Source organism: Parafrankia irregularis (assembly GCF_001536285.1).
In the GTDB taxonomy this organism is placed as follows: Bacteria; Actinomycetota; Actinomycetes; order Frankiales; family Frankiaceae; genus Parafrankia; species Parafrankia irregularis.
On sequence record NZ_FAOZ01000005.1, the window covers coordinates 347,395 to 364,359 of the forward strand.

The 16,965-nt window shown below is 71.9% G+C and carries 15 protein-coding genes; all 15 read right to left on the reverse strand.

From position 1 onward, the window contains the following. Position 1: 1 nt before the first annotated feature. A complete protein-coding gene (locus tag AWX74_RS10545) occupies positions 2-577 on the reverse strand; it encodes an RNA polymerase sigma factor (protein WP_006544378.1) in 576 nt (191 codons plus the stop codon). A 411-nt stretch (positions 578-988) separates the two neighbouring features. Continuing rightward, a complete protein-coding gene (pspM, locus tag AWX74_RS10550; protein WP_091274692.1) occupies positions 989-1,711 on the reverse strand; it encodes a phage shock envelope stress response protein PspM in 723 nt (240 codons plus the stop codon). Positions 1,712-2,134: 423 nt separating this feature from the next. After that, a complete protein-coding gene (locus AWX74_RS10555) occupies positions 2,135-3,052 on the reverse strand; it encodes a PspA/IM30 family protein (RefSeq protein WP_091274364.1) in 918 nt (305 codons plus the stop codon). Between the two features lie 144 nt (positions 3,053-3,196). Further along, on the reverse strand, positions 3,197-3,664 hold the full coding sequence (locus AWX74_RS10560) for a Dps family protein (RefSeq protein WP_091274368.1): 468 nt from the start codon (positions 3,662-3,664) through the stop codon (positions 3,197-3,199). A gap of 79 nt (positions 3,665-3,743) precedes the next feature. Then, on the reverse strand, positions 3,744-4,061 hold the full coding sequence (locus AWX74_RS10565) for a helix-turn-helix domain-containing protein (protein WP_006544978.1): 318 nt from the start codon (positions 4,059-4,061) through the stop codon (positions 3,744-3,746). Positions 4,062-4,213: 152 nt separating this feature from the next. Continuing rightward, on the reverse strand, positions 4,214-5,530 hold the full coding sequence (locus tag AWX74_RS10570) for a competence/damage-inducible protein A (RefSeq protein ID WP_091274371.1): 1,317 nt from the start codon (positions 5,528-5,530) through the stop codon (positions 4,214-4,216). Next, positions 5,520-6,296, reverse strand: a complete 777-nt coding sequence (locus AWX74_RS10575; RefSeq protein WP_091274375.1) for a CDP-alcohol phosphatidyltransferase family protein — start codon at positions 6,294-6,296, stop codon at positions 5,520-5,522. Before AWX74_RS10575 ends, AWX74_RS10570 begins: the two co-directional genes overlap by 11 nt. Then, positions 6,293-8,068, reverse strand: a complete 1,776-nt coding sequence (locus AWX74_RS10580; protein WP_091274378.1) for a MiaB/RimO family radical SAM methylthiotransferase — start codon at positions 8,066-8,068, stop codon at positions 6,293-6,295. The genes AWX74_RS10575 and AWX74_RS10580 overlap by 4 nt, the downstream gene beginning before the upstream one ends. A 59-nt stretch (positions 8,069-8,127) precedes the next feature. Further along, entirely contained in the window at positions 8,128-9,048 is a 921-nt protein-coding gene (locus AWX74_RS10585) for a helix-turn-helix domain-containing protein (protein ID WP_091274381.1), read from the reverse strand. 108 nt (positions 9,049-9,156) lie between these two features. Further along, entirely contained in the window at positions 9,157-11,742 is a 2,586-nt protein-coding gene (locus AWX74_RS10590; protein WP_242666173.1) for an FtsK/SpoIIIE family DNA translocase, read from the reverse strand. A 413-nt stretch (positions 11,743-12,155) separates the two neighbouring features. After that, entirely contained in the window at positions 12,156-13,367 is a 1,212-nt protein-coding gene (locus tag AWX74_RS10595) for a hypothetical protein (RefSeq protein ID WP_226931267.1), read from the reverse strand. Then, positions 13,364-13,735 carry a PadR family transcriptional regulator gene (locus tag AWX74_RS10600; protein WP_091274385.1) on the reverse strand — a complete coding sequence of 124 codons (372 nt, stop codon included), beginning with the start codon at positions 13,733-13,735 and terminating at the stop codon, positions 13,364-13,366. Before AWX74_RS10600 ends, AWX74_RS10595 begins: the two co-directional genes overlap by 4 nt. Before the next feature lie 127 nt (positions 13,736-13,862). Then, positions 13,863-15,548 carry a ribonuclease J gene (locus AWX74_RS10605; protein WP_091274388.1) on the reverse strand — a complete coding sequence of 562 codons (1,686 nt, stop codon included), beginning with the start codon at positions 15,546-15,548 and terminating at the stop codon, positions 13,863-13,865. Beyond that, positions 15,545-16,549: a 4-hydroxy-tetrahydrodipicolinate synthase gene (gene dapA, locus AWX74_RS10610; RefSeq protein WP_091274391.1), complete on the reverse strand. Its 1,005-nt coding sequence runs from the start codon at positions 16,547-16,549 to the stop codon at positions 15,545-15,547. Before dapA ends, AWX74_RS10605 begins: the two co-directional genes overlap by 4 nt. A gap of 149 nt (positions 16,550-16,698) precedes the next feature. Then, a complete protein-coding gene (locus AWX74_RS10615) occupies positions 16,699-16,893 on the reverse strand; it encodes a hypothetical protein (RefSeq protein WP_006543537.1) in 195 nt (64 codons plus the stop codon). Between the last annotated feature and the right edge of the window lie 72 nt (positions 16,894-16,965).

The window sequence follows — 16,965 nt, forward strand, 5'->3', positions numbered from 1 at the left end:
CTCAGACCCTGCTGGCCGCCAGCAGGCGGGCCCGGCCGCGGGTGAACGCGCCCTCCGCGGCCTTCACGCTGATCGACAGATCGTCCGCCGCCTGACGGGTGGTCCGGCCGGCGGCGCGGGCCATCATGATCTGCCGTTCCCGACCGCGGAGCCGGCGGGTCTGGTCGAGCAGCCAGAGCGCCTCCGCACGGTCGCAGGTCGAGTCCTCGGGACCGGGGTCGCTGGGTGCCGCGACACTGCGGGCCATCGCGCGGTCCGCGCGCATCCGCGCACGGTGGTGATCCACACACAGCCGCAGCACCGTCGTCGTCAGGAACTGACCGACCCGATGGCTGTCGAGGTTGCGGAACCCGGCGGCACGGACAAGTGCCTCCTGCGCGCAGTCCTCCGCGTCGGCGGTGCTCGGCAGCCGCCGACGGGCGATGTGCACCAGTCGCTCGCGGTGCGGAAGGACCAGTGACCACCGGTCGCCGCTGAACGGCTGGTCGACGTCCGTGAGTGCGCCTGCCTCATCGGGTACCTGCCGGGCAGGCTCCTGGTTCGGGGATTCGATATCGTCCCCACTGATTTGCGTCATGGCACTTCCACCTGCCTGGCTGCGTCATGCCATCCGGACGTCCGGGACCGCCGGTCTGGCCATCGCACGGCGGCGATGAAAACGTGGAAGACGCTCCCCTTCGTCATCCAGCGCCACAATCGCCGATCGGACATCTGGGACATTAGGCCAAACCGCGCTTGTGCGCCATAACCGAGGTCACATACCCAAACCTACATGCCCCTCGAAGGTGCCAACCCGGGTGCACACCAGAAAATCGAAAAAGAATTAACTGCATAGTCGCTGTGCACTTAGTGGGATGACCTTTGCCCCGCCGTTCCAGCCGAAAGTCGCTGCCAGACAGGCGGAACCGGCCGTTGCCCCCGGCCGGAAAGGGCGGGCCGCGGCGGACGGACGTTAAACGGACGTCACACCTGAGAGAATCGTGGCAGATCAGGCCGGGCGGCCCGCCCCGCCCGATCCCAGCAGTTCCGATAGCCCATCGGCGTAGGTGCGCAGGCGTTCGACGTCAGCCGTGAGCTCCGCGAGCCGCGGGGACGAGCCCGCGACCGTGACGGCGCCGACGATCTGCGTCGCCGCGGCCAGCAGGCCGTCGAGCAGGTCCGCAGCCTGGTCCATGCCCGCCAGCAGCCGGGCGGAGGTGGTGCTGATCTCGGCCCGCACCGCCGGGTCCGACACCGCACGCAGCGCGGACTCGCAGGCCAGCACCCTGCGGGCGGTCGATCGGAGGTCGTCGACCAGGCGGGCGGCGGTCTCGGTGGCCCGCAACACCTGCGCGGCGGCCGGACGAGCCTCGACCGCGAGCAGCAGGGCGGCGAGAGCGGCCAGCCCGGCCTCGCCGCGGCGCAGCGCACGCGCGGCCGCGGACCGGCGTATCTCCATGGCCTTCAGCGGAGCGACGCGCGGCACGGGTAGCCCGGTATCCGGAGACGTCCGGAACTCCCGAAACGACACAGCGGCCTGAACGAGGGCTGCCGCGCCGAATCCCAGCCATCCCCATTCATCGGCGGCGACGGCCGCCACCGGCGAGGCGGCAGCGGCGGCGGCGGCCCAGATCCGGGCGGAATTCAACGCACGCCGACGGGCCCGCCGGAACGGCCGGTCGAGCCGGCGGTGTGAGTTCTCGAACGAACGGCGTTCGACGTCCGCCCGCATCCAGTCCGGAAGACCGGGAGTGACCGCCGCGACCGCACCGGAGAAGCCGAATCCGCCAGCGTTGTCAGCGAGACCGATAAAGTGCGAAAAACTTCTGCGTTGACGGCCGGAGCGGGGTTCTTCGAAACCGCCGGACATACTCTGTGTCCCGCCGGGAACATTCCGGGTGACCGCCGGCCCGAAATCTGCGAAGTTCTTCGAATCACGCGGCTCGGCGGGAACCTGCGGTGCGGGCGCGGCCCGCTTCCGCGCGGACTGTTGCTCAGCCCCGGGCGCGGCGGCCGGAGGTTGCGGGCCCACGGGCGGCGAACCGGGCTCGCCAGGGCTTCCCGCCACGTCGGTCATCAGCAGCCTTCCGGTATGAGCGCATGCGGTGGCAGCACAGCACGCGTCCGCGGCAGTGTCAGCGCCTATCCGGCAGCGTCAGCGCGCGTCCGGCGACGTCTGGGCATCATCCGATGCCTTCTCCAACGACGGGCGCGGACCACCCGTGCCACTGGTACCACCGGCGCCGCCAGCGCCACCGCCAGGCCGAGCGGATTCGACCGCGGACACCTCCGGGGCCCCCTGATCGCCGACGTGAGGCGCCACGCCCGTGGAACCAGCCGCCGGCGCTGCTGCGGGCGGCAGGGACGCCCTCAGCTCCGCCAGGCGCCCCATCGCCTGCGCGTCCATAGTGGCCCGCTGCACCTCGATCATCTGAGCTTCCAGGCCCTGCGACGCCAGTTCCTGGCGCCCCCGGGCCAGCGCGTAGCGCTTCTCGATCTTGTCCCGGACGTCGGCGAGCGTCGGGACGTCTCCGGCCGGCGGGAGCGATGTCATCTGCTCCATCACCTTGCCCATCTGCTCGTGCATCGCCGCATGCTCGATCTGGGTGAGCAGGCGGGCCCGCTCGGCCTGCAGGCGCCGCACGCGCAGGGTGTTGTCCTCGACGGCGGCCCGGGCCTGGGCGGCCGACTCAGCCGCCTGCTGCTGGAGCAGCTTGAGATCCTCCAGCGCCGCCTCGGCGGAGATGAGCCGGCTCGCGAACGCCTGCGCGGCCTGCTCGTACCGAGCCGCCGCCGCGAGGTCACCGGCGGCGCGGCCGTTGTCCGCGAGCATTAGGGCTGACCGGGCCGACTCGGTGAGGTTCGTGACCTCCTCGATCTGGCGGCCCAGCTTCATTTCGATCTGGCGCTGGTTGCCCACGACGAGCGCCGCCTGCGAGACGAGCCGCTCGTGCTGGGCGCGTGCCTCGTCCATCGCCTGCTCGAGCTGGATCTCCGGTCTGGCCTTCTCCTCGAACGCGACCTCGGCCCGCTTGGACAGGTAGCGGAAGGCCTTGCGAACAACATTCGCCATTGCTCGATCGTCCCACGCGCAGGGCGATCCGGAGAGTCGACGAGTGTCACTGATCTGACCGCCCCCGGCCGCACCCGGTGGTCGGGACGGGCCGCAGCGCCAGGCTGCAGAGCCGGGCCGCAGAGCCGGGCTCGGGGCGCGCCGTCAGACCATCGCCTGGAACATCCAGTGCTGCTCCTCGAGATCGCGGATCACCGCGATGAACAGATCCTGCGTCACCGGGTCCGGCTCAGCGGTGAGATCCATCCGGGTACGCATCCTGGTGATCATCCCGGCGAGCACGTCCGTGATGAGGCGGATGGCCTTCTCGTCACCGATGTAGCCGCTCTCGACGCCGTGCAGATGGCTGCCGCGGGCGACAGTGGTGGCCTGACCGTCGGGGTTGACCCCGATCGCGACCGCCCGCTCGGCGGCCATGTCCGTGTACCGGCGTCCGAGGTCGACCACGTCGTCCAGTTGGCGGTGAACCGTGCGGAAGTTCCGCCCGATGACGTTCCAGTGCAGCTGCTTGCCCAGCAAGGAAAGATCGATCAGGTCTATGACCGCGCCCTGAAGGGCCTCCCCGACGACGACGCGCGCCTCGTCGGACAGCGGACTGCGGATGGCGCTCATGGCTTTCCTCCCGGAAGGTTTCGGACACGTCCGCATGAGGACGTGCCCACCGAGAGGAGTCGTATGCAGGCCGGCCGCTCTAGGCGGCGCGATCCACCACCGCCGGCCGCGCCGGCACGACGACCGCCGTGGCGCCGACCGGCGCCGGGGCGCCCACAGCCAGCTCGGCAAGCTCCAGATCGTCGCTGACCTCACGCAGGAGATCGGCGAGACGTACCCCCAGCGCATCGCAGATCGAGGCGAGCAGTTCGGAGCTCGCCTCCTTCTGACCGCGCTCCACCTCGGAGAGGTAGCCGAGCGACACTCTGGCGGCCGACGACACCTCCCGCAACGTGCGGCGCTGATCCTGTCGGCGGCGGCGCAATGCCTCGCCGATCACGCGTCGGAGCAGGACCATCGAGCCTCCTCCTTCATCCACGGGCTGGCTTCACCGTATACCCGCCGAGCCCGTTTCCGGGGCGTCGTTGATGCGACTGTAACGCTGTAAGCACACCCGGACCGGGTCAATCCGCGATCAGGGCACCCCTGGGCCTCGCCGAGGCCCGCCGATCAGCGCGGCCCGGTCGGCACCCACGGGCCGAAGTCGCCCGCGGCCGCCACTCCGGTGAGGACCCGCCGCAGCACATCCAGGGCCTGGACCACGGCGAACTCACGAACCCGGCGCCGGTCACCAGGCAGCCGCACCGTGCGTGTGGTCGCCCCGTCCGGGCCGGCGAGCCCGACGTGCAACGTGCCGACAGGCTTCCCCTCCTGCTCGTCCGGGCCGGCGACACCGGTGGTGGCCAGCCCATAGGTGGCGCCGAGCCGCTCCCGCACCCCGGCTGCCATGGCCACCGCCGTCTCCGGCGACACGGCGCCCACGGTCTCGAGGATCGCGGGGTCGACCCCCAGCGCGGAACTCTTCACCTCGGTCGCGTAGGCGACCACCCCACCGCGCAGCACCGCGCTCGCACCGGGGACGTCGGTCAGCCGGCCGGCGAGCAGCCCCCCGGTCATCGACTCCGCGACGGCCAGCGTCGCTCCCCGGGCGCCCAGCAGATCCAGGACGACCTTTTCGAGCGAGTCGTCGTCGACACCGTACAGCCCGGGGCCGAGCGCCACCCGCGCCGCCGCCTCGACCGGAGCGATCAGCTCCTGGGCGGCGAGGCGATCAGCGGCCCGCGCCGTGATCCGCACCCGGGTCTGACCACCGCTGGCCAGGAAGGCGATCCGCGGGTTCCCGAGCGGCTCGAGCCTGGTGACCTCGTCCGCGAGCGCCTCCGCGACCATCGACTCCCACATGCCGGCCGTCCGCAGCACCCGGTGCACGACGACCGCCGGCTCACCGGCCCGGCGCAGGATGTCCGGCAGCACGCTGCGGGTGAACATGTCCTTCATCTCGAACGGGACCCCCGGCATGGCGTAGACCACGCCGGAGCCGATCTCCATCCGGATGCCCGGCGCCGTGCCCGGCACGTTGGGCAGGGCCTGCGCGCCGACCGGAAGGTCCGCCTGGCGGAAGTTCATCTCGGGCACCCCGCGCCCGCCCGAGCCGGCCCTGCTGCGCCCCATCTCCTCGAACCGGCGGCGCAGCGTCGCCTCCTCGGCAGCGTCGCGGTGCAGGCCCACCCCGGCCGCCTGCGCGATGCCCTCACGGGTGAGGTCGTCCTGGGTCGGGCCGAGCCCGCCGGTGAGGACAACCGCGTCGGCCCGATCGAGCGCCGCGACGATCGCCGTGGCGATGTCCGCGATCACGTCCCCGACCACGATCGACGTCGACACCTGGACCCCGACGTCCGCCAGCTGGCCACCCAGCCAGGCCGCGTTGCCGTTCACGATGTCGCCGTAGAGGAGCTCGTCCCCGACCGCCAGCAGCTCAGCGCGCATCCGTCTCCTCTGGTCGGGCTCCAGCCGCGGCGCTGGCCCCGGTCCCGTCCCCGGCCCGGCGACGCAGCGCGAGCGCACGATAGACATAGTCCGCACCGGTCACCATGGCCACGATGACGCCACAGCTGAGAATCACCGCCCGGCCCGTCGCCGCGAACCCGTCGAGCGGGAGCACGTAGAGGCCGAGCGAGATGTTGAGCAGAAGTGTCTTCGCCTTGCCCCCGCGGCTCGCGGCGATCACTCCGAAGCGGATGACCCACAGCCGCAGCAGCGTCACCCCGATCTCGCGGACGGCGACCAGCACCGTGACCGCCCAGGGCAGCTCGTCCAGCAGCGACAGCGAGACCAGGGCGGCACCGGTGAGCGCCTTGTCGGCGATGGGATCGACCAGAATCCCGAAATCGGTGATCAGGCCACGCCGACGAGCGATCGTGCCGTCGATCTGGTCGGTGACGGCGGCGACGGCGTAGGCCGCGAAGGCCGCGTAACGCCAGCCGTCGGTGTCCGGGCCGGCAAACAGAAAGCCCACGAAGACCGGCACCAACACCAACCTGATGATGGTGAGGACGTTGGCGATGTTGAGCACCGGCGGCTTGGGCTCAGGCGGCTTGGGCACCGACCGGTCGGGCTCCGACCGGTCAGGCCGTTGTCCAGCCGCTCGGGCCGGCGGTGTCCCGCCCGCCAGCACCGGCCCGCCCGCCGGCACCGCCGGATCCGTCCCCGCGGCCGCGCCGCCGGGTGAGGGACCCGCAACGGGACCGGTCACGCCGAACCCGGCGACTGGCCGACCGCACCGCTGAGCGCGGCCTGATCCTCGACCACGGCCGGCACAGCGTCGGCCGGCACGACAGCGGCCGGCGCGGAGACGGCCCGCACCGGCGTGACGGTGGCACGGTCGAGCACGTCGGTGAACTCCACGACCAGGTCGACGCCTTCCGCCGCCACGACCCGGGCGGCGACAAGGTCACCGACGCGCACGCCGCCGTGGGCCGATCCATCGCCATGGCCCGACTCGTCGGCGCGGCTGGTCTCGTCGGAGCGGCCGGTGGGGAGCCGGACGGTGCAGGCGCCGTCGGCGTCGGCCTGCTGGTGCCCGGCGCAGCCGAACGCCAGACCGCCGCTGACCTCCTCGACGAGGACCTCGACCGTCGTGCCCACCCGGCGCTCGGCCCGGGCCGCCGTCAGCTGCTCGACGAGGTCGGTGACGTCGGCGCGGCGGCGCTCGATCTCGTCGGGATCGACGTGACCGTCCATTCCGGCGGCTTCGGTGCCCTCTTCGTCGGAGTAGCCGAAGACACCGACGACATCGAGATCTGCACGCTCCAGGAAGTCCATGAGGATGTCGACATCCTCCTCGGTCTCGCCCGGGAAGCCGACGATGACGTTCGACCGCGCGCCGAGGTCGCCGAGCAGCCCACGGGCCCGGCGCAGCAGGTCCAGAAAGTCGTCGGTCCCACCGAACCGGCGCATCCGGCGCAGCACCGCGGGGCTGGCGTGCTGGAAGGAGAGGTCCAGGTAGGGGGCCAGGCCCGGCGTCGTCAGCAGCACCTCGAGCAGCGACGGACGCAGCTCGGCCGGCTGCAGGTACACCGTCCGGACACGGATGATCCCCGGGACCTCGGCCAGCCGCGGCAACAGCTTCTCCAGCGCCCGCAGGTCACCGAGATCCTTGCCGTAGGACGTGGAGTTCTCGCTGACGAGCACCAGCTCGCGCGCTCCCTGCGTGGCCAGCCACTCGGCCTCGGCCAGCACCTGCTCCGGCGGGCGGGAGACATGGGAGCCACGGAACGACGGAATGGCGCAGAACGCACAGCGCCGGTCGCACCCGCTCGACAGCTTCAGCGGCACGACCGGCCCCTCGGTCAGCCGACGCCGGCCGACCCCACCGGCGAGAACCCCCGCCGACGGCTCGCTCGGACGGCTGCCGGTGCCCGCCGCCAGGGTGCCCGCCGCCCGCTGGGTACCAGCCGTCGTCTGGGTGGTCGGCAGCTGGATGTGCCCGGGCAGATGCGGGGCGTGCGGGGCGCCGGAGACGCCCGCACGCTCGACCGGCGTGATCGGCAGCAGGGACCGCCGGTCACGCGGGGTGTGCGAGGCCGGCGCCGCGCCGGCGAGCACCGCTTCGAGGTGAGCCGAGATCTGCGGGTACGCATCGAAACCGAGCACGGCGTCGGCTTCTGGCAGGCTCTCGGCGAGCTCCTGGCCGTAGCGCTCCGCCAGGCAGCCCACAGCCACCACCGCACGCGGCCCACCGGCGCCGGGGCCGGGACCCGAGCCACCCGGACCGCCTTCGCCGGCCGTGGCCGCACCCGCCGGCTCGCGCAGTGCGTCCGCGGCGAGCAGCGCGTCGATCGAGTCCTTCTTGGCCACATCGACGAAACCGCAGGTGTTCACCAGGACCGCATCGGCGAGCTCGGCGTCGTCGACCAGCTCCCAGCCATCAGTGGCGAGGCGGGCGGCGAGCTCCTCCGAATCCACCTCGTTACGGGAACAGCCGAGCGTGACGAGAGCTACCCGGCGTGTAGGGCGAGGGGACACGGACTCAGGCTACCGGGACGCGGCGCTGGTGACGCGGCTGGACCTGCTCCCAGTGCCGTTCAGCGCGTCCCGCCAGGCTGGACCGCCGCCCCGGTCACCCCGCTGACGGCGGGACGACCGGCGGCGGCCAGGCCGGTCGCCCTGCCGTCGCCGCCGCCGACGGCACAACCGCCGCCGCTCTCGGCGAGTGCCAGCCTGATCGTGACCACCTCGCCGGGGCCGCCCGCCTTGCCCAGGTCCCGGCCGTTGCAGGTGAGGTCGACGGCGCCCGCGTTGCCCATCTTGATCTCCAGGGCCCCCTCGGAGGACACCTCCCGGCTGTCCCCCTGCTGGAGAAGCTGCGCCAGGAGGGGCTTCCCACCCTCGTCCCGGACCTCCAGCCAGCTCTGCGCGTCGTGGGCCTCGACCCGCACGTTCACACCGGGTGGCTGGGACGGCGTCGCGGCGGCCGTCGGGGCCGCCGGGGCGGTCGCGGCCGCGGTGCTCGGCACAGCGCTCGGCCGGGCCGTGGCGTCGTCCTCGTCACCGCCGCCACCGGGCAGCACCAGCGCGACCAGAGCCAACACGCAGACCACTACCAGCGAAGCGATCATGGCCGGCGCCCAGCGGAAGCCACCCATCCCCCGGCGTGCCCCGCCGCCGTTCAGCGGGTCGAACTCGGAGGAGGCGACGACGACCGGCGACGGGACCCGCTCGTGCCCGGCGTCGTAGGCCGCGAGCAGCGGCGCGGGGTCGAGCTCCAAGGTCGTCGCGATGCTCCGCAGGTGACCGCGTGCGTACACGGTGCCGCCGCAGCCGCTGAAGTCCTCACGCTCGATCTGCTCGATCAGCGACGCGCGGATTCTCGTCCGGTCGCTCACGTCGTCGATCGTGAGGCCCGCCGCCCGGCGGGCGGCTGCCAGCGTCGCCCCGATCGAGTCGGGGCCCGCCTGCCTGGAGGCATCCGGCCCAGGGGTCGCCGGCTCGTCCGCGGACTGCATGAGCGAACCTCCGCACCCGTCATCGCGCTGGCGCCACTGCCAGCGCCAGCCGATATTACGGTCGCCCGCCGACGCCCGACCGAGCGCAGCGGATCTGTTGAGACTTTCTTATCCGTTGCGGAGCGTCGTGAGAAGTCCCTCCAACTCGTCGGGCATCACGAGGACGTCCCGTGCCTTGGAGCCTTCGCTCGGGCCGACAATCCCGCGGCTTTCCATCAGGTCCATCAGTCGACCGGCCTTGGCGAAGCCGACGCGCAGCTTGCGCTGCAACATCGACGTCGAGCCGAAGTGGGTGCTGACCACGAGTTCGACGGCCTGGAGGAACAGCGCCATGTCGTCGCCGATCTCCTCGTCGATCTCCTTGCGTGCCTCACCGCCACCGTCGAAGACGTCCGCCACGAAGGTGGGCTGGGCCTGTTCCTTGGTGTGGTCGACGATCGCGGCGATCTCTTCCTCGGAGACGAACGCGCCCTGGATTCGGGCCGGCTTGCTCGCCCCCATCGGCAGGAAGAGCGCGTCCCCGAGGCCGACCAGCTTCTCGGCGCCCGCCTGGTCGAGGATCGTGCGGCTGTCGGCCAGCGAGGCCGTCGCGAAGGCCAGCCGAGACGGGACATTCGCCTTGATCAGACCGGTCACGACGTCCACGGACGGACGCTGGGTCGCCAGCACCAGGTGGATGCCGACCGCACGGGCCATCGCCGTGATCCGACAGATCGCGTCCTCGACGTCACGCGGCGCGACCATCATCAGGTCGGCGAGCTCGTCCACGATCGCGAGAATGTAGGGATATGGCGTGTAGACCCGCTCCGAGCCCGGCGGGGCCACGATCTCTCCGGCTCGCACCTTGCGGTTGAAGTCGTCGACGTGGCGCACTCCGCAGGCCGCCAGGTCCTCGTACCGGTTCTCCATCTCCTTCACCACCCACTGCAGCGCGTCCGCCGCCTTCTTGGGGTTGGTGATAATGGGCGTGATGAGGTGCGGAATTCCCTGGTAGTTCGTCAGTTCCACCCGTTTGGGGTCGACCAGCACCATACGGACCTGGTCCGGCGTGGCCCGTGCCAACACGCTCGTGATGAGGGTGTTGATACAGGTCGACTTTCCGGCGCCCGTTGCGCCCGCGATGAGGATGTGCGGCATCTTCGCGAGATTCGCCAGCACATACCCGCCCTCGATGTCCTTGCCGAGGCCGACCACCAGCGGGTGCGGATTGCCGGTCGCGTCCGTGCTGCGCAGGACGTCACCGAGAGACACCAGCTCGCGGTCGGTGTTCGGGATCTCGATGCCGACCGCGCTCTTGCCCGGGATCGGACTGATGATCCGCACGTCGGGGCTCTTGACGGCGTAGGCGATGTTCTTCGCGAGCTGGGTGATCCGCTCGACCTTCACCGCCGCGCCCAGCTCGACCTCATAGCGGGTCACCGTCGGGCCCCGGGTGAAGCCGGTGACCTTCGCATCCACCTTGAACTGGGAGAACACGTCGGTCAGCGAGGCGATGACACCGTCGGTGGCAGCCGAGCGCACCTTCGGCGGAGTACCGGAACGCAGCAGCGTCGGCGAGGGCAGTCGGTAGTCACCCTCCAGCGGCGGTACGAGGTACTCGATCTCGTCCGGCCCGGCCGGGCCCTGGGCGGACGGGCCGGCATCGGCCGCCGCGCCCGGAGACGCGGCCGCCCGGCCGCGCTGGCGCCGCGCACCCGCCACGGGCCCGCCGACCTCCCCGGCGACGAGGCCGACCACGTCATCGACGTCATCGACATCCACGCCGTCCCCCGCGCCCACCGCAGCCGGGATGTCGCCGAACAGGTCGGCCTGGTCGCGGGCGTCGGGTGATCCGGAGCGCCGCGCCCGGCCAGCCCTGGCCCGGTCGCCACCCGCCGCCGAGCCCCGCGGATCGCCGTCGACGTCGTACACGTCATCGGACCCCGCGGCCGCGCCCCGCCGGCGCCGCGAGGGCGAGCGGGCCGGCTCACCGTCGAGCAGGTCGTCGAGGGCGGCGTCCGCCGGCCCACCGGCCGCCCCGTGGACGTCCTCGTCAAGGTCGTAGTCGTCGTAGTCCTCGTCGTCGCCCTCGTCATAGGCGCCGGGCTGTCGGATCGGGATGGTGAGCCGCTCGGCGAGCCCGCGCAGCCGCTCCGGCACCTGGCGCACCGGGGTCGCCGTCACCACCAGCGACCCGAAGAACGCCATCAGCACCAGCAGCGGCACCGCGACATAGGTGGTCACCGCTCCGACCAGCGGGGCGCTGCCCAACAGCCCGATCATGCCGCCGGCGTCCCGCAGCGCGGCGACGCCGGTGGCGAAGTCGGGCAGCCCGCGGGCGATGTGAACCAACCCGAGAACACCGAGCGTCACCGCGGCCCAACCGATCACCACCCGGCCGCGGCTCTCCGGGTCCGAGGGCGAACGCACCAGCCGCCAGGCCGCGCCGAGGCAGAACACCGGCACGACCAGCGCTCCCTCGCCGAGGAAGAGCTCGATGGTCGCCGCGACACCGGCGCCGACCGGCCCACCGGCGCCGCCCCACATCGTGGCGCCCAGCAGGATCGCCGCGCCCAGGGCCGCCAGCCCGAGGCCGTCGCGCCAGTGCTCGGGCTCGATGTGCAGATCCCGCGTGTTGCGACCGAACCGGCGCAGCCCGCTGCCGAGCAGGCCCGCGGCGGCCATCCAGGTCTGGTAGACCGCCTTGATCGCCACCTGGGCGAGCCGCAGCTGGACGGGACGCGGCGGCGGTTCTCGGCGCCCGCGACCACCCGGGCCGCGGGCGGCGGCACCCTTGGTGGACGCGCCGGACCGCGGACGCGCGGAAGCCCGCCCAGAGCCGCCGGAACCGCTCGGGCCGCCGGACCGTGCCGTGGCCGCTCGTGGCTTCGGTTGCGCCTGGGTTCGGGCGCTGGACGTGCGTGTGGCCACGCGGAGAAGGTACCCGGGAAGCGCCGCGAGTCGCTGCAACCCAGACTATCCGGGCGCGCCATGGCCGTAGTGGCCGCGTTTCGCCCCGCCCGAGAGTGCCCTCAGGTGTGCGACCCGAACCCGCCGCCGGCAGCGCCGTGCAGCGTCATGGTGCGACGCACAGCACCGTACCGCGACGCGACGCGCGCCGGCCACGCTCAGCCGTGGCCGGCGACCGAGCCACCCGCTCTGGCGGAGATCCGGCGGGCGCGCATCCCGTCGATCAGGGCGGCGCACAGCAACAACGCCAGAGCCAAAGCGATCTGGGTCATGCGCCCGTAGAAGTCCCAGTACTGGATCCACGCCAGCCATACGGGCAGAACCGAAAGCAACGCGCCGCAGACGAACAGGGCCGCGACCCAGCCCGGCCGCCGGACACCGGCGAGCAGGCCCACCACGCCCGTACACAGCAGGCCCCCGGGCATCGAGTCGACCAGCGACGCGAAGTAGGACCCACTCCAATAGCCGGTGGGGACGGTACGAACCATCGCGAGGAAACCCTCCTCGGGCGGGGCCCACCAGCCCCACCGGTGACCGAGGACGCCAACCAGGCCGGCCCAGCCGACGACCACGGCCACCGCGGGCAGAAGACCACCGGAGCCGGGGTCGCCGGGGTCGGGGACCCGCGGCGCCGCAGCAGCGGCGAAAGCCGGCACGGACAGCGCCACGAGCAGCACGAGGAGGACCAACGGCGGCCGCATGTACCCAGCCCATGCCGCGAGCGCGAGCACAGCCCCGGTGGCCGGATATGTGCTCAGCAGCAGGCCCCGCATCACCCGTCGGCGCCGCGCCAACGCCGCGATCAGGGCCAGTACCCATGGGACCAGCACCAGTGGCCCGGTGGTCAGGAACGGGCCCGGCACCTGCCCGGAGACCGGCACCGCGTCCGCGGGCCAGGTCGCGATGCGAGTGCCTCCCGTTGGCTCTCGTTCGGCCGCCACCAGGCAGACCACCGCGAGCCCGGCGCCCAGCGCGAGGGTCAGGTTCGCGACCAGCTCACGCACCCGGGACGGCAGCACGCCGGTGGCGACCGCGCAGCGGGCAGCCAGACCATGGACGACCAGGTCAGCGGCCTCGGCCAGGCTGGGCCGCGAGGAGCGCCCGGCGGCCTCGGCACACTGCATCAGCGTGCCGACGAGCTCCTCGCCGTGCCTCTCACGCCACCGGCGGGGATAGCACCTCAACAGCCGCCGAAAAGCGACCTCGATCCTGGCAGGTGGCCCGGTGATCTCGTCGGGTTCCCCGATCCCGCTGGGTACATCGATCCCGCTGGATGCCTCGATCCCGCTGGATGCCTCGATCCCGCTGGGTACCTCATCGTCCGAGTCGGGTCGCGGGCGCTCCCCACCGGTCTCGTCGAGCGCGCTCATCCGCCCGCCGCCATTCCGGCCACGGTCGCCGAACCCGGGAGATGGCGAGTTCGCACGCCCAGCCGGCGCTCGGCCTCGGCGGCGTTCGCCCGCATCCGTTCGGTCTGCGCCGCGAGCACGGCGGCGCCCTCGTTGGTCAGCGCGTAGTACCGCCGCAGCCGCCCGTTGACGATCTCCTCGTGGTCGACCTGGACAAGGCCCTCGCCCGCGAGCCGGTCCAGCGCGCCGTAGAGGGTGCCTGGCCGCAGGTTCACCCGCCCACCGGACATCGCGCTGACCTCGCCGATCGTCGCGTACCCATGACGGGGACCGTCCGCGAGCGCGGCGAGCACCAGGAAGGTGGGCTCCCGCATCTCCTCCATACTCATGTCAGAAGACTATACAAACGATCGATATATACCGCCCGGAGGAGCGCGAGGCGGGGCGGGCGGAAAAAGAACCGCCCTGGACCGGAGATCCGGCCCAGGGCGGCGAGAAATCATCCGCGGTCGCTCTCTAGACCTCCAGGACCACCGGGAGGATCATCGGGCGGCGCCGGTACCGCTCGTTCACCCAGCGGCCCACCGTGCGGCGGACGAGCTGCTGCAACGCGTTCGTGTCGGTCATCCCGGAACGCATCGCGTCGTTGAGGGCGTCGGCAAGCCGGCTCTGGACCTCGTCGAAGGCCCCGCGTGCGTCGGAGAAGCCACGAGCGGACAGATCGGGGCCGACGACCACCTTCCCGGCGGCGGCGTCCACCACGACCGTGATCGTGATGAAGCCCTCCTCCCCGAGGATCCGCCGGTCCTTGAGGCTGGACTCGCCGACGTCGCCGACCGCGAGCCCGTCCACGAAGACCATCCCGCAGGGCACCGCCCCGGTGATGCTGGCCTGGCCGTCGATGAGGTCGACGACCGTTCCGTCCTCGGCGAGGATGATGCGGTCCGGCGGGACGCCGGTGGCCTCCGCAAGCGCCCCGTGAGCGCGCAGATGCCGCCATTCGCCGTGCACCGGCATCATGTTCGACGGCCTCGTCGCGTTCAGCACATAGAGCAGCTCACCGGCGGGCGCGTGCCCGGACGTGTGGACCATCGCCACGCCCTTGTGGACGACCTTCGCGCCCCACCTGGTCAGGCCGTTGATCACTCGGTAGACGGCCGTCTCGTTGCCCGGGATCAGGCTGGAGGCGAGCACGACGGTGTCACCGGCCTCGATGCGGATCGCGTGGTCCCGGTTGGCCATCCGCGACAGCGCGGACAGCGGCTCCCCCTGGGACCCGGTCGAGATCAGGCAGATGTTGCGGTCCGGCAGCGAGTCGACGTCACGGGCATCGATCACCAGGCCCGGCGGGACCTGGAGCAGGCCCAGCTCGCGGGCGACGCCCATGTTCCGGACCATCGAACGGCCGATGAAGCAGACCGACCGGCCGTGTGCCTCGGCGGCGTCGAGAACCTGCTGGACCCGGTGGACGTGGCTCGCGAAGCACGCGACGACGATGCGCCGCTCCGCCTCGCGGAAGACCTTGTCGAGCACCGGCGCGATCGTGCGCTCCGAGGCGACGAAGCCCGGGACCTCGGCGTTCGTCGAGTCCGACAGCAGCAGGTCGACGCCTTCCCGGCCGAGCCGGGCGAAGCCGCCCAGGTCGGTCAGGCGACCGTCGAGCGGGAGCTGGTCCATCTTGAAGTCACCGGTGTGCAGGACCAGGCCCGCGTCGGTGCGGATGGCGACGGCGACGGCATCCGGAATCGAGTGGTTGACGGCGAGGAACTCGCAGTCGAACGGCCCGAACGAATGGCGCTCCTCCTCGCGGATCTGCAGGGTCACCGGCTGGATGCGGTGCTCCTGCAGCTTGGCGACCATGAGCGCGAGGGTCAGCCGGGTGCCGATGAGTGGGATGTCCCGGCGCTCGCGCAGGAGGTAGGGAACGGCCCCGATGTGGTCCTCGTGCGCGTGGGTGAGGATCACCGCCTCGATGTCGTCGAGGCGATCCCGGATGGCGGTGAAGTCCGGCAGGATCAGGTCGATACCGGGCTGGTCCGTCTCGGGGAAGAGCACCCCGCAGTCGACGATGAGCAACCGGCCGGCGTGCTCGAACACGGTCATGTTCCGGCCGATCTCGCCCAGCCCGCCCAGCGCGATGATCCTCAGCCCGTCGGCACGCAGCGGCGGGGGCGGCCCCAGCTCGGGGCGCGGAGGCGTCATGAAACCGCCGCCCCCGCGGCCGCCGCCGCGGTGTCGGACCGTGGCGACGCCGAAGCGGCACCGCCGGCCCCCGCGGCCGCCGGGTCCAGCACGGCGGCGGCGAGATCGGCGCGCAGCCGCGCACGCTCGGCCTCAGTGGCGTCGACCAGCGGGGACCGCACCGGCCCCGCGGGCAGGCCCGCCATCGCCAGCGCCGCCTTGGCCGTGATCACACCCTGGGTACGGAAAATTCCCTCGTATGCGGGCAGCAAGCCCTTGTGTAGCGCGATCGCCCGACCCACCTCACCGGCCCCGAAGGCCTCGATCATCGCCCGGATGGCGGGTGCGGCCACATGACCGACAACGCTGACCACGCCGCACGCACCAACGGACAGCAACGGAAGATTGAGCACGTCCGTGCCCGAGTAGTAGGCGAGGCCGGTGTTGGCCAGCACCCACGACGACCCGGCGAGATCGTCCTTCGCGTCCTTCACCGCGACGATCCGCGGGTGCTCCGCCAGCCGCAGGAGCGTCTCGGTCGCGACGGGAACTCCGGACCTGCCGGGAATATCGTAGATCATCGTAGGCAGGCCCGTCGCGTCGGCGACGGCCCGGAAGTGGGCGAGCAGCCCGGCCTGCGGAGGCTTGCTGTAGTACGGCGTGACGACCAGCAGGCCGTCGGCGCCCGCCTTCTCGGCCGCGCCAGCCAGCTCCAGCGTGTGCCGGGTGTCGTTCGTGCCGACCCCGGCGATGATCCGGGCGCGTCCGCCGACCGCCTCACGGACCACACGCAGCAACGTGTCCTTCTCGGCGTCCGACGTCGTGGGGGACTCACCCGTCGTACCGTTGATGACCAACGCCTCGTTACCGGCGTCGACGAGATGCTCGGCGAGCGCCGCCGCACCCGGGACGTCCAGACCGCCATCCGAGGTGAACGGCGTGATCATCGCCGTGATCATCCGCCCGAACGGGGCCGGGGGCAATGCTGACATACCTGCCACGCTAGCGGGCACCTCCGACATCTCCTCCGACGGTCACCGACCGGCGGAGTCGGCATCCCCCACCAGGTGCCTGGAGCGGCGGGCGGGCGGCATCATCCGGACAGTCGCGCCGGAAACCCACCGACCCGGCGGACCCGGGCAGGGAACGAAGATCTACTTTCAAGCGGCTTTCAGGACCCTGGCGCCAGCTCCGCCGGACTCGACGGACCAGCGGACGGACGGCCGGCGGGCTCTTTTCGAGCACCGGCGATCATGTTGCGGTCGAGCCGCACCCACAGCTCACGACGACCCAGACGGACGAACGACCGCAGGCCACCCACGCGCGCCGCGCCGCCCGCGACTCCGGCGCCATAGTTCTTCGGCATGCTCACCGCCCCGTCTCGCTCGACAGTTGGTTCAGGGTACCGCCCTGACCGCGGCGACGGTCGCCGTTCGCG